Genomic DNA, 13,535 nt, shown 5'->3' with positions numbered 1-13,535 from the left:
CGGCTTATTGACAGACCAGGCGATCGAACCCCTGAGGAGGGCCCGCTGGAAGCCATGACGGCCGAAGAATTCCAGCGGGTCTGGCCCCAGTCACAGGGTTGGATAACCACTTTAGGAGAGAGGCTGGGTGATCTCGCGCCTGAGCTGCGGCTCTGCTGGCTGGGGAAGCAAGTGGCTACTCGACCACAAAACACCGGTGTTGACCGTGGCTGACCCCTGTATCTGGCACGGTTGTGGCACGAACCTCAGCCGACGACAGTCAGCCACGATGGCGGGTGCGCTGACCGATCAGGCGCGCGTGTGCCTCGCTGCACCCCCACCGGCCTTCACCACGTTGGCAGTGCCATCGACGAGAGCAAGTCACGACGGCCGGCACGTGCTGACGTGCCTGAACCCTCAGCTTGGCGACGCCCTCGGCGTACTTCATGGATTCCTCGACGCGGAAACGCTGAACGATCTCCTCCCGCTCCCGCTCGCGTCGTTCCGAAGGGGTAAAGCCGTTGGGGTCGGCGACCTCATCGTCGGCCTGCCCTCCTCGCTGAACAAGGAGCTGATACGGATCGCGTCCAGTTCCACGCGGCGGGATTGTCGAGCCTCCCACCGCGCCCGGACAGTATCCGGCTCGGGGAACGGGAACCGGCGGGCCCAGTCGCTCTTGTGGCGGCTTGCGAAATTTTATGCGCTTTCGTCCCCGACGTGCATCAGTTGACCTATGCCGTGGCCTGGACTGGGAGGTCGAAATTTCGACATGTATTTGGTACAGCCTTGGCGGATCCCGTTAGGCTCCGACACGTGCGCCGGGACGGCGAGCCGAGCAGGCCGAGTATGGAAACGGGCAGTGATCGAGTGGGGTCGAGTGCGGTCGGTGTTGGGGAGCAGGAGCTTCCGATGCCGTTGACGCTGGGGGAGTTGGAGTCGTATCTGGCGAAGGCGGCTGATCTGCTGCGGGGCAGCATCGACCAGGCGGACTTCAAGGCGTACATCTTCCCGTTGATGTTCTTCAAGCGGATCAGCGATGTGTACGACGAGGAGTACGCCCGCGCGCTGGACGAGTCCGGTGGCGACCACACGTATGCGGCGTTCGAGGAGAACCACCGGTTCACCATCCCCGAGGGATGCCACTGGGCTGACGTGCGCGAACGCACCGAGAGCGTCGGTGAAGCGCTCAAGACCGCCTTCCGCGGGATCGAACAGGCCAACCAGGGCACGCTGTACGGCATCTTCGGCGGCGCGACCTGGACCAACAAGGACAAGCTCCCGGACCGCAAACTGATTGACCTGATCGAGCACTTCTCGACCAAGACCCTTTCGATCTCCCAGGCCGCCCCCGACGTGCTGGGGCAGGCATACGAGTACCTGATCAAGCGGTTCGCCGACCAGTCCAACAAGAAGGCTGGCGAGTACTACACCCCGCGCGAGGTGATCGCGCTGCTGGTCAACATCCTCGACCCCCAGGAGGGCGAGACGGTCTACGACCCGGCTTGTGGCACCGGCGGCATGCTGATCGAGGTCATCCAGCACATCAAGGCCCTCGGCGGTGACCCGAAGACCGTGCTCGGCAAGCTGTACGGCCAGGAGAAGGTACTCACCACCTCCGCGATCGCCCGTATGAACCTGCTGCTGCACGGCATGGAGGACTTCCACATCGAGCGCGGCGACACGCTGCGCGACCCGGCCTACTTCAACCACGGCCGGCTGGCCAGGTTCGACTGCGTGATCGCCAACCCGCCGTTCTCCTTGGAGAACTGGGGCCATGAGCAGTGGGCCTCCGATCCGTGGGGCCGCAATGAACTGGGTGGGGTGCCGCCGAAGGGGTACGCCGACTGGGCCTGGGCCCAGCACATGCTCACCTCCGCTGCACCCACCGGAGGAAGGGTCGCAGTCGTCCTCCCACGGGGCGCCCTGTTCCGCCAGGGCGCCGAGAGCCGCATCCGCGAGCACATCCTCAAAGCCGGCATCGTGGAGGCCGTCATCGGCCTGGCGCCTAACCTGTTCTACGGCACCAACCTGGCCGCCTGCGTGCTGATCCTGCGCCGTCAGCGCCCCGTCGAGCAACAGGACAAGGTGCTCTTCGTCAACGGAGAGTTGCTCTTCAAGCGAGGCCGCAACCAGAACACCCTGGAGCCCGACCACGCCGAGACCCTCCTGAAGGCGTATCAGCAGTACGCCGACCAGCCCGGCCTGGCCGCGGTCGCGACCCTGGACGACATCAAGGACAACAGCTGGAACCTGAACATCCGGCTGTACGTCGAGCCCGCCGAGGTCGGCGAGCAGGTCACCCTGGAGCAGGCCGTGGCCGACCTGGAGACCGCGCACGCGAAGGCCCGCGAGACCCGCGCAGCGCTGGAGGCCGAGCTGGCGGAATGGGGGCTGGGCGTATGACCACGACGAGCCCGAAGCGGATCACCCAGCGGGATCTGGAGTCCTACCTGTGGGGTGCTGCAGTGCTGCTGCGGGGGCTGATCGATGCCGGTGACTACAAGCAGTACATCTTCCCGCTGGTCTTCCTCAAGCGCCTCTCCGACGTCTACGACGAGGAGCACGCCGCCGCCCTGGAGGAGTACGGCGATGAGGAGTTTGCCGACCTCCCGGAGAACCACCGCTTCGCCATCCCCGACGGTGCCCACTGGGCCGACCTGCGCAAGGTCACCAGCAACGTCGGCACCGCACTCAAGGCCGCTATGCGGGCCATCGAGTCCGCCAACCCTGACACCCTCCCCGGCGTCTTCGGCGACGGCGAGTGGACCAACAAGGACCTGCTCCCGGACGCAACCCTCTCGGACCTGATCGAGCACTTCTCGACCAAGACGCTGTCGGTGGCGAACCTGCCCGAGGACGAGCTTGGGCAGGGCTACGAGTACCTGATCAAGAAGTTCGCCGACGACTCCGGCCACACCGCCCAGGAGTTCTACACCAACCGCACCCTGGTGCACCTGATGACGCTCATGCTCGAGCCCCAGCCCGGCGAGTCCGTCTACGACCCGACCTGCGGCACCGGCGGCATGCTCATCTCCACCGCAGCCGAGGTCAAGCGCCAGGGCAAGGAGTGGCGAAACCTGCGCCTGTACGGCCAGGAGCTCAACTACGGAACCTCTGCCATCGCCCGCATGAACCTGTTCCTGCACGGCGTCACCGACAGCCGTATCGCCCATGGTGACACCCTCACCAAGCCTGCCTTCCTCAACGCCCGGGGCGGCCTGCAGACCTTCGACGTCGTCCTGGCCAACCCGCCCTACTCCATCAAGGCATGGAACCGCGACGCGTTCGCCAAGGACCCCTACGGGCGCAACATGTGGGGCCTACCGCCCCAGGGGCGCGCCGACTACGCCTTCTTCCAGCACATCGTCAAGAGTCTGGACCCCATCACCGGGCGTTCCGCGATCCTGTTCCCCCACGGGGTCCTATTCCGCCGTGACGAGGCCGCCATGCGCGAGCGGCTGGTCAAGTCCGACCTAGTCGAGTGTGTGCTCGGCCTCGGCGAGGGCCTGTTCTACAACTCCCCGATGCCGGCCGTCGTCATCATCCTGCGGACACGCAAGCCCGCCGAGCGTCAGGGCAAGGTTCTCTTCATCAACGCCCTCAATGAGGTCTCCCGCGAACAGGGACAGGCTTTCCTGCGCGAGACTCACCAGCAGAGGATCCTCGATGCTTACCGCAGCTTCACGGACATAAAGCAGTTCGCGACGGTCGCCACCCCCGATGAGATTGCTGCCAAGGGCTTCAGCCTGGCCATCGCGACGTACGTCGGGGGCGTCGTGGACAGCGGCGAGGAAGAACAGATCGACCTCGCCGAGGCCCTCGCTGCCTGGCGTACTGCTGCGCAGAGCTCTGACACGGCCGTCGCCGATGTCCTGTCCCTGATGCGAACGGAGGCCTCGGCATGAGCCTGAGCCTCGACAAGACCACCTGGAAGCGCGTCACCCTTAAAGAGGTGGTCCGGCATGTCACCGACCGGGTTGACGCCGAGACCTCTGGCCTGGAGCGGTTCCTCGCCGGCGAGCACATCCCCAGCGGCAGCCTCTCGATCACCGACTGGGGCGTCATCGGGCGCGACCCGATAGGGCCGATGTTCTACAAGCGGTTCAAGCCCGGCCACGTCCTCTACGTCTCCAGGCGAACGTACCTCCGCAAGGTCGCCGTCCCGCAATTCGAGGGGATCACGGGCGAGAAGACCTTCGTACTGGAGACCCTCGACGAGAACCTGCTCCTGCAGGAGTTTCTCCCGTTCGTTCTCTCGGCCGAGAGGTTCCACGCGTACGCGATCGCTCACTCACGTGGCTCGGTCAACCCTTACCTGAACTGGGGCGAGCTGGCCGCGTACGAGTTCGACCTCCCACCCCTCGACGAACAGCGACGCCTAGCCGACCTGCTCTGGGCCGTCGAGCGCCATCGTCTGACTGTGACAGATTCGAAGGTAAGCGCTGCTGCCGCAGCGGACGCGTACTTTTCCGAGATGCTAGCCAGGCATGCTGCCGAGCTGGTGCCAGCGCCGGACGTCATTGACGAGATGACGGTAGGCGTTGTTGTGAAGCCAACCCAGTACTACACCAATGATCGAAGTGCAGGCGTTCCTGCCCTTCGGGGCCTCAACGTCCTACCTGGCGGCTTCGACCTAACAGATCTCGTGTACTTCCGCCCGGAAAGCGCTGCGGATCTTCAAAAGTCCACGCTGCGGGAAGGCGACATTGTCGTGATTCGAACGGGCCGCCCCGGGGATGCGGCTGTCGTGCCAGCAGAAGTCGCAGGATACAACTGTATTGATCTAATCATTGTCAGACCTGGGCAACACGTCGACTCGAAGTTCGTCGAATTGTTCCTGAACTCTGGTTACGGGCGCGCCCAGATCACGCGCAGGTCGGCTGGAACTGCGCAGCAGCACTTCAACGTAGGCGCTCTAAAGAAGGTCCAGATCCCGGCTCTCTCGTTGGACGAGCAGCGAGTGCTCGTGAGTGCGACGACGGCAATTCAGTCAGCATCGGACCGCTTCGCGGATGAGCTGGACAGTCTGCGAGTCGTGCGGAGTGGGATGCTCAACAACGTCTTCGGAGGCGCCGGGTGACCTTCAGCGAGGCTAACACCGTGCGCGATTTCGTCCGGGATCTGGTGAAGTCGGTCGATGTGCGGTTCGTGCCGGGGAGGCATCTGCCGCGGCGCACCGACGAGGTCATGCTGGAGCAGCAGGTGCGGGAGGCGTTAATCCGCCTCAACCCGGCCATCGAGGCGGATCCGCGTCTGGCCGATGAGGTGATCTACCAGCTGCGGGCGATCTTGATCTCCGCGCGCAGCACGCCGAATCCGGTGGTGGCGAACGAGGAGTTCGCGGCCTGGCTCACAGGGCAGAAGTCGATGCCGTTCGGGCCCGATGGCGAGCATGTGACCGTCAAACTGATCGACTTCGACCACCCCCGCGAGCACGGTGCGAACAACTGGTTCGTCTCCACCGAGGTGACCTACGGGGTCGGGCGGCTGGAGCGGCGCTTCGACCTGGTGATCTGGTGCAACGGCTTCCCGTTGGTCGTAGGGGAGGCGAAGTCACCGGTGCGGCCGGCGTACTCCTGGATCGACGCGGCCGCGCAGGTCAAGGAGGACTACGAAGTCAACGTGCCGGCGTTCCTCGTGCCGAATGTGCTCAACTTCGCCACCGAGGGCAAGGACTTCCGCTACGGGGCGGTCGGGATGCCGGTGGAGCTGTGGGGACCGTGGCGGGCGGATGAGTCCGGTGACGACCACACGCCGGTGAAGGTAGGCCTCGGGGCGGTCAAGGAGGCGGTCGAGGGCGTTCTGGATCCGAATTTGATCTTGGACTTCCTGCGGTTCTTCACGCTGTTCGCGACCGACAAGAAGCACCGCAAGATCAAGGTGATAGCGCGGTTCCAGCAGTTCCAGGCGACCAACCTGATCGTGGAGCGGGTGCTGCACGGGCGGATCAAGCAAGGGCTGATCTGGCACTTCCAGGGATCAGGGAAGTCGCTGCTGATGGTGTTCACCGCGCGGAAGCTGCGCGCGATGGCGGGGCTGACCTCGCCGACGGTGCTCATCGTGGTCGACCGGATCGACCTGGACACCCAGATCACCGCGACGTTCAACGCCTCCGACGTACCGAACCTGGTCTCCACCGAGTCCCGCAGGGAGCTACAGGAACTCCTGGTTGCGGGGGCGCGGAAGATCATCATCACCACGATCCACAAGTTCGGCGAAGCCCCCGGTGTGCTGGACGCACGTGACAACATCATCGTGATGGTCGACGAGGCTCACCGCTCCCAGGAGGGCGACTACGGCCGCAAGATGCGCGAGGCGCTGCCCAACGCGTTCCTGATCGGGCTGACCGGGACGCCGATCAACAAGCGCGACCGCAACACGTTTATGTGGTTCGGCTCCGACGCCGACGAGCACGGGTACCTCTCGCGCTACTCCTTCTCCGACTCCATCCGCGATGGCGCCACCCTGCCGCTGCACTTCGAGCCACGCCTCTCGGAGATCCATCTGGACGAGGAAGCGATCACCACGGCCTTCGACGAGCTCGCCGACCGCCACGGGCTCACCGAGGAGGACCGCACCACCCTGTCGAAGAAGGCCGCCTCCCTGGAGGCACTGATCAAGGCCCCCGCCCGGGTCCGCAAGATCGCCGCCGACATTGCCGAGCACTTCACCACCAAGGTCGAGCCGCAGGGCTTCAAGGCGCAGATCGTGGTCTACGACAAGGCCACCTGCGTGGCGTACAAGGAGGAGCTCGACCGCCTGCTCGGCCCGGACGTGTCCACGATCGTGATGTCCACCAGCCGCAGCGACAAGCCGGCGTGGAAGCAGTGGACCCCGGGTCGGGAGGAGCTGGAGCGGATCACCGCCCGTTTCAACGATCCGGCCGACCCGTTGAAGATCATCATTGTGACCGCGAAGCTGCTCACCGGCTTCGACGCCCCGATCCTCTACGCCCAGTACATCGATAAACCCCTGCGCGAACACACCCTGCTCCAAGCAATCTGCCGCACCAACCGGGTCTACCCGCCCGTGAAGACCCACGGCTTGATAGTGGACTACCTCGGCATCTTTGACGCCGTCGCCAAGGCCTTCGAGTTCGACGACAAGTCCGTCCAGCAGGTCATCTCCAACATCGCTGTACTCCGCGAGCAGCTCGGCCCCGCGATCGAGGCTGCTCTGGCGTTCTTCCCAGGCGTCGACCGCACCGTGGGCGGCTATGAGGGCCTGATCCAGGCGCAGACCGCGATCGACTCCGACGAGTCCCGCGACGCCTTCGGAGCCGCGTACAGCGTCGTCGCCCAGCTGTGGGAGACCCTCTCCCCGGACCCGATCCTGTCCGAGTACGAGTCGGACTACCGCTGGCTGACCGACGTCTACCAGTCCGTGCAGCCCACCGACGTCACCGGCCGGCTGGTCTGGCACACGCTGGGCGCCAAGACCCTCGAGCTCATAAACGAGCACGTCACCGTCGAGGTCCCCCGCACCGACCTGGAGACCATCGTCCTCGATGCGCAGGTCATCGAGGACCTGATGACCGGCAAGCGCAAGGACATCGACCCCGTGGAGGTCGAGAAGTGGATCACCGCCCGCATCGCCAAGCACGTCGGCAACCCGGCTTTCGTCGAGCTCGGCCAGCGGTTGAATGCTCTGCGGGAGAAGTACGCCCACTCCCAGCAAGCATCGCTGGAGTTCCTCAAGGAACTGTTCGCGCTGGCGCGAGACACAGTCGCAGCAGAGAAGGCCGCCGCCGAGGTGCCCCGCGAGGAACGCGGAAAGGCCGCCCTGACCGACCTCTTCGAGTCGCTCAAGAGCGAGGAGACCCCGATCATCGTCGAGAAGGTCGTCGACGAGGTCGACTCCGTCGTCCGTACCGTCCGCTTTGACGGCTGGCAGAGCACCAGCGAAGGCGATCGTCTCGTCCAGCAGGCGCTCCGCAAGGCGCTCTACATCAAGTTCAAGATCCGTGACCAGGATGTCTTCGGGAAGGCACTGGGATACATCCGGGAATACTACTAGCTGCCCTTGCCCTTGCCCTGGTCAGGAGGGAAGGGCTCTCCCAAGGGCTTCGCGAGGGGACAGCTAGAAGTGAAGGGCCAGGTTTCTGACCTGTGACCGTGTAGTCGATCAACGCTGCGACCTGTGACTTTGCTGTCAGTGATACTCAGCGTTGGTCGTCGTTGTGCGCCCCCGCACGGCCCAGAGACGGCCCGCACGCGCGGCAGCGTCGTCTGTGGTGAGCGGTTGTAGTCCGGGATCATGGTCTGATTCGAAACCGCTGCTCGAATACCTCTTGGGAGCGATTTGGTACCGCACGGTGCAGAGTCGCTCTCCCAGCGCTAACGTCTGTGCTTCGCAGGGAGGAAGGGGGGCAGGTGCAACCTGACGACGAGATGACCGACGCCTTGGCCGAAAAGATCTTCAGTGGAACGGTAGGGGGAGTACTGAACACGCCGCTGACCTGGAAGCAGAAGAACATGCCGAAGCGTGCACACAAACCCGTCCACGTTGAGGCGTGGGCACCGCTTAAGACCGACTTATCATGTCGGTTGGAACTGCGGATGCGCATAGGGCTCGATGTGCTCTGGGAGTACACCCTCATGGTGCTTCACCCGTCAGATAGAACCTGCCTGAAGCGACTGGACATCCGTGGCACTCACCTCGACCGTGAGACCGGTGAGGGTTACCTCAACCGTACTCACAAGCACAAGTGGAGCAAGGCCCGAGGCAACAAGGACGTCTACGCCCCCAACGACATACGCCACAACCCAGACCCGATCCTCGGCGCAACGCTCGAAAGCATGGATGAGGAGTACGACCGGGTAGTGCGCGATTTCATCGCAGAGTGCAAGATGACGATAGGAGGGGCCTACGCCTGGGTGCCGCCAGCGGTTCCACTGACGCAGCCCACGTTCGATGGACTGGAGGACTACCCGTGAGCACTCCGAGTTACATCGACGAGCGCCTCGGCAGTGCGTTGAAGTGCTGGCACATCGCGCCTGGCAACAAGCCTGGCACGATCGCGCTCACTGGCCGCCAATACTTTGCCGATGGTGACGGAGTCACCGTCCTGATCCGGGTATCAGGCAACGATGCACTTGCCAGCGACGGCGGCAGGACCGCTGCCCGGCTGGCCGACGCAGGGATCGACGTATGGGGAACGACTAAGGCGGCAGCCGCATGGACCGAGTTGCTGGCCGCCTTCCACCTGAGGGAAGTTGACGGACGCATTGTAGGCCGGCGCCCGGTCAAACAAGCGGAGCAGTTGGCGTCCGATATCGCTAGTGCCATGCTCACCGCTGATGGGCTGCGCTGGATGGTAGCGCCTGAGCGAGAAAGTCCACTGATCAGGCAGCTCTACGACTTCCTAGATGCTGCTCATATGCACTACACCAAACGACCCACGATCAGGCTGCCCCGCGGCTCTCAGGTACGTCCCACAGCTAGGGTTGACGCGCCAACAAGGCCGGTGATTATTCAAGCGGTTGGCGGCACTGAGGCAGGCATTGAGCACGCCTTGTCGCTTGTGCAGCGGATTGGAAGGGCTGACTACGATTTTAACCAACGGTTGGTGATTTTGAAAGGTGTGCCCCAGGATTGGCCTGCGGATCACCTCGATGTCCTCGCGGACCACAGCCCGGTTGGCTTCTCGGCGCAGATGGGCAAGGTGAAAAACTTCCTCACAGCAGATGCAGACCTTCCACGTCCTTTAGCCTTAGGTGGATGACGGAATGACTCCGGTATGCTCCGGAGAAATTCCGGAGTAAGCGCTCGCATCCGCTGGCCTCTTCGTCCCGAAGCGACGTGAGCGGGCGCTTGACCCTGGGCTGGTCTGCCACTTACCTGCTGCGATGGTCCGCAAGTGTGCCTGAGTGTCCGCCGCTGTCCGCTGGCGTTATCACTCAGTTAGGCGCTCACGCCGGATGACCCAATGCCGGCTTGGTCACTCAACCTCAGTCGCTCCAAGGTATCTCGGAGCGGTATGCCCTCTCGCCTCGCCGTAATTCTCTCGGGATGCAAGCCGAAGAATGGAGGCAGGAATACGATTTCCGGCGGCTCCGCCCCGTCAGTTAGTCAGCTTGCGTGGCCGCGCCTGCCGCTTCTTGGGTAGCGTGCCAACGCCCCCCAGCAGCCGGATCGGGGCCGTTCTCGTTCTTGCGTCTTATGATTCGCCTGAGAAGGCCGGCGCATCACGCTAGGTCACATGCCCTCGCGTGTGATCATTTTGTCGAGTTCTTCACCTGTTTCCTTTGCGTACGGGTCCTTTCCTTGCATTAATCTCCTTGGCGATCCTGGCTAGCTCTTTTCCTCTATCGTCATATAGATCGTGCAATGCATGTTCCAAGAGGGCGACCCCATTGAGCACATCATCCGGTCGTACCGACCCTTCGTGGCTTCCACTGTTACCGATCCATTTAACTGCCTCCAGTAGGTTCGCCGCGTCAGGTTCTCTTGCCTTGAGCATGATGATGCGTTCGTGCGTGCTTAGTCTCTTGCGTCGCTTGGATTGAGCTCCTGCCCTGGAAATTAGCTTGGTCCGCGGTATCCTCTGCGATGTGAGGAGTTCCTCAATAGCAGAGCGAAGGCGATTGGCGGCAGATGCCGGATCGCTCCACAGTAACTTTGCGGCGTCCTGAATGCGATCCTTGACAGGCTTCGGGCAATTCTCCGGAATTTTCATGATGCACAGTGCAGGAATCGAAAACCGCAGTCGCAGTCTCTCTTCGTAATCGATCCCCCAATCGGGATCAGGTATAGCGTCGACCTTGTATTCGCCCGTGACGATGGTAGGTTCGCCGCACTCGGAATATGAGCAGTGCAAAACCCCATGAAAGTAGCCGTAAACCCAGTCGGGCTCCCATCCCTCATGCTGCTTCCAGAGCTCCGATGCAGAATCAGCGGCCTCGACTTTCATTACACTGTCTGCATCCCTTACTTGCAGTGTTCCGCTTTCGCAACGGGGGCAGAGGAGTCGTGGCCATTTACCTGCCGGGAACTTATCCGCGGCTTTGTGAAGCTCCTGCTTGCCGTAAAAATCGCTCATCTGTGAGCCCCCAGAGTTGGTCTTCGGGGTAGCCTAGCGTCCGGTCAGCCTGATCGGCTGATGTTTTTAATGAGAGGTCGGCGGAACAGGTTTGGCCGGTGGCCTGCACGGTTTGGGGTCGAGCATGATCAGGGGGCCGTACACTGGTTGGAAACTCGGGCAGGCTTTGGACCTGCCCGCAATGTGCGCGAGTGGCCCCCTGGTCTTGCTCGACGCGGGACCCGAACCAGGGAGGTGGCTAAAGCCGTGGAGCCGACCGGCCTCAGCCACAGAGGGTTTTTCGACCCATGCTCGCAGCCATCAGCGCGCCGCCGGGCGCGGCCAGCCGGGGCGAAGACAGGAGGCAGGCCGCGCCGCAGAGGCGGCGCGCGCCCGCGCCGTGCGCGGGCCTTGAACCAGTAGAGAAAGTTTGAATCACGCTCGGGCTACGGGTGTGTCCGGTCCCAGTAGATGCTTGACAGTTCGGTCCCAGCTGATGGTTGACAGTGGCCGTGTTCGGCTTTTCTGTGCGCGTCGTTGCGGTGCGTGTGGGGAGGCCGGGATTGGCGCTGGTGGAGTTGTCGGTTGTCGAGCAGAGATACCGGGCTGTGCTTGCGGTGCTGGCGGGTGCGACGGTGACGGAGGTCGCCGCCTCGCTGGGGGTGTCGCGGCAGACGGTGAGCGGGTGGAAGTCCCGGTATGAGGCCTCGGGCCTGGCTGGGTTGGCGGATCGGTCGCGTAGGCCGGCGTCGTGTCCGCATCAGGCGTCTGCCGAGGTGGAGGCGGCGGTGTGTGAGCTGCGGCGCAAGCACTCGAAGTGGGGGCCGCGGCGGATCGCGTTCGTGCTGGAGAAGTCCGGGGCAGTCCTGCCGGTGCCGTCGCGGATGACCGTGTATCGGATCCTGGTCCGTCATGGGCTGGTGGAGCCGGGGGTGCGGCGCCGGAAGCGGTCGGATTACAAGCGCTGGCAGCGGGACCGTCCGATGCAGTTGTGGCAGATGGACATCGTCGGCGGTGTGATGCTCGTCGACCCAGTGACGGGTGAGTTGACCGAGGCGAAGGTCGTGACCGGGGTGGACGACCATTCCCGGTACTGCGTGATCGCGTCGGTGGTGGAGCGGGCGACCGGTCGGGCGGTCTGCTCGGCGTTCGCGAGGGCCTTGCAGCGGTTCGGAGTGCCGGAAGAGGTGCTGACCGACAACGGCAAGCAGTTCACCGACCGGTTCGGGCATGGCGGTGAGGTGCTGTTCGACCGGATCTGCCGGGAGAACGGGATCGCCCACCGGCTCACCCAGCCGGCCTCGCCGACCACGACGGGCAAGGTCGAGCGGTTCCACCAGACGCTGCGGCGCGAACTCCTCGACGACTGCGGCGCCTTCGTGAGCATCGAGGATGCTCAGGCGGCGCTGGATGTGTGGGTGGATGAATACAACTCGATGCGTCCGCATCAGGCGCTGGACATGCAGTCTCCCGCCGACCGGTTCACCCCCGTTCCAGACGAGGAGCGGGACATGCTGGGCCTGAGGGTGCCCGGGATGCTGGCGGTGGTGCCGCCGCAGCGGACACCTCCCGCGGAGCCGGAACCGGTCGTTGAGGCGCCCGTGTCGCCCGGCCTTCCGGGGCTGGCCCCGGTGCCGGTGGAGGCGGGTGGGCCGGTGGAGTTCGAGCGGGTGGTGCCGGCGAGTGGGAATCTGCAGGTCGCGGGCAAGCAGTTCTGGCTGGGGCCGGCCCGGGCGGGGCTGACGGTGACGTTCTGGGCGGACACGTCGGTGATCCATCTGCTGATCGCCGGGACGCGGATCAAGACGGTGCGGTCGCATCTGTCGGTTGCGGATCTGGGGCGGCTGGCGGCCCGGGGCGGTCGTGCGGCCGGCCCTCCGCCGCTTCCCGCCGGTGACAGTGACGGGGCCGCGTTCGAGGTGGACCGGGTCGTGAACAACAGCGGCCTGGTGGGCCTGGGCGGCCACCAGGTGCTGGCGGCGGAGATCCTCGGCGGCCGCCAGGTGGGTGTCCGCATCGACGACGAGACGCTGTCGTTCTTCGATCCGTCCTCACGGGAACTGCTGCGAGTGCGGCCCAACCCGCTGACCGGCGAGGAAGTCCGCAGGGTGCGGGGTCTGCGGCCTGCCGGCCCGCCGCCCCGGCCCCGTGTCGAGCCGGTCCGGGTGCAGCGGAAGGTCAGCGCGGTGGGCACGGTCATGGTCTGCCGCCAGACCGTCTCCCTCGGTCGCCCCTACGCAGGCCAGACCGTGACCGTCCACGTCTCGGACACCACGATCACCGTCGACCTCGACGGCCAGATCCGAGTCATCCGGCGCACCACCGACGTCCCGGTCCGTAACGTGAAAGCCAACAAGCCCCACAAAATTTCCGATGTTGTCTAGGCCCACCGTCAAGCATCAGGTGAGACCCGAACGTCAGGCATCAACTGGGACCCGACATCGGGCTACGGGTGTGTCCGGTCCCGGTAAATGCTTGACGGTTCGGTCCCTGCCGACGGTTGGAGCGGCTCGCAGTCCCGGTTGCTACTGGCGAG

Annotated in this window: 8 protein-coding genes; 7 read left to right on the top strand and 1 reads right to left on the bottom strand. The window is 64.2% G+C overall.

What is annotated here, in order from left to right:
• The first annotated feature begins 888 nt into the window (after nucleotides 1-888).
• The 6 genes from CNQ36_RS14865 (at nucleotide 889) to CNQ36_RS34700 (ending at nucleotide 9,703) form a co-directional block, all read left to right on the top strand.
• Nucleotides 889-2,382 carry a type I restriction-modification system subunit M gene (locus CNQ36_RS14865; RefSeq protein ID WP_121546368.1) on the top strand — a complete coding sequence of 498 codons (1,494 nt, stop codon included), beginning with the start codon at nucleotides 889-891 and terminating at the stop codon, nucleotides 2,380-2,382.
• Complete coding sequence (locus CNQ36_RS14860; protein ID WP_121546367.1) at nucleotides 2,379-3,884, top strand: type I restriction-modification system subunit M; 1,506 nt, start codon at nucleotides 2,379-2,381, stop codon at nucleotides 3,882-3,884. Before CNQ36_RS14865 ends, CNQ36_RS14860 begins: the two co-directional genes overlap by 4 nt.
• The gene (locus tag CNQ36_RS14855; protein WP_121546366.1) at nucleotides 3,881-5,059 is read left to right on the top strand and encodes a restriction endonuclease subunit S; all 1,179 of its coding nucleotides are present in this window, start codon (nucleotides 3,881-3,883) and stop codon (nucleotides 5,057-5,059) included. Before CNQ36_RS14860 ends, CNQ36_RS14855 begins: the two co-directional genes overlap by 4 nt.
• A complete protein-coding gene (locus tag CNQ36_RS14850; RefSeq protein WP_121546365.1) occupies nucleotides 5,056-7,995 on the top strand; it encodes a type I restriction endonuclease subunit R in 2,940 nt (979 codons plus the stop codon). The genes CNQ36_RS14855 and CNQ36_RS14850 overlap by 4 nt, the downstream gene beginning before the upstream one ends.
• A 356-nt stretch (nucleotides 7,996-8,351) precedes the next feature.
• On the top strand, nucleotides 8,352-8,915 hold the full coding sequence (locus CNQ36_RS14845; protein ID WP_121546364.1) for a hypothetical protein: 564 nt from the start codon (nucleotides 8,352-8,354) through the stop codon (nucleotides 8,913-8,915).
• Nucleotides 8,912-9,703 carry a hypothetical protein gene (locus tag CNQ36_RS34700; RefSeq protein WP_163013268.1) on the top strand — a complete coding sequence of 264 codons (792 nt, stop codon included), beginning with the start codon at nucleotides 8,912-8,914 and terminating at the stop codon, nucleotides 9,701-9,703. The genes CNQ36_RS14845 and CNQ36_RS34700 overlap by 4 nt, the downstream gene beginning before the upstream one ends.
• A gap of 510 nt (nucleotides 9,704-10,213) precedes the next feature.
• On the opposite strand, the gene CNQ36_RS14840 is transcribed toward CNQ36_RS34700, so the two are convergent.
• Nucleotides 10,214-11,020 (bottom strand): DUF4145 domain-containing protein, encoded by an 807-nt coding sequence (locus CNQ36_RS14840; protein WP_121546363.1) that lies wholly within the window; start codon nucleotides 11,018-11,020, stop codon nucleotides 10,214-10,216.
• Nucleotides 11,021-11,577: 557 nt separating this feature from the next.
• Between CNQ36_RS14840 and CNQ36_RS14835 the strand changes: the two genes are divergently transcribed.
• Complete coding sequence (locus CNQ36_RS14835) at nucleotides 11,578-13,383, top strand: IS481 family transposase (protein ID WP_410177132.1); 1,806 nt, start codon at nucleotides 11,578-11,580, stop codon at nucleotides 13,381-13,383.
• The last annotated feature ends 152 nt before the right edge of the window (nucleotides 13,384-13,535 follow it).

Origin of the sequence: Streptomyces fungicidicus (genome assembly GCF_003665435.1) — a bacterium.
GTDB lineage: Bacteria > Actinomycetota > Actinomycetes > Streptomycetales > Streptomycetaceae > Streptomyces > Streptomyces fungicidicus.
Note: the sequence above shows the minus strand (reverse complement) of the source record. Positions and strands in the feature narration are given on the sequence as shown.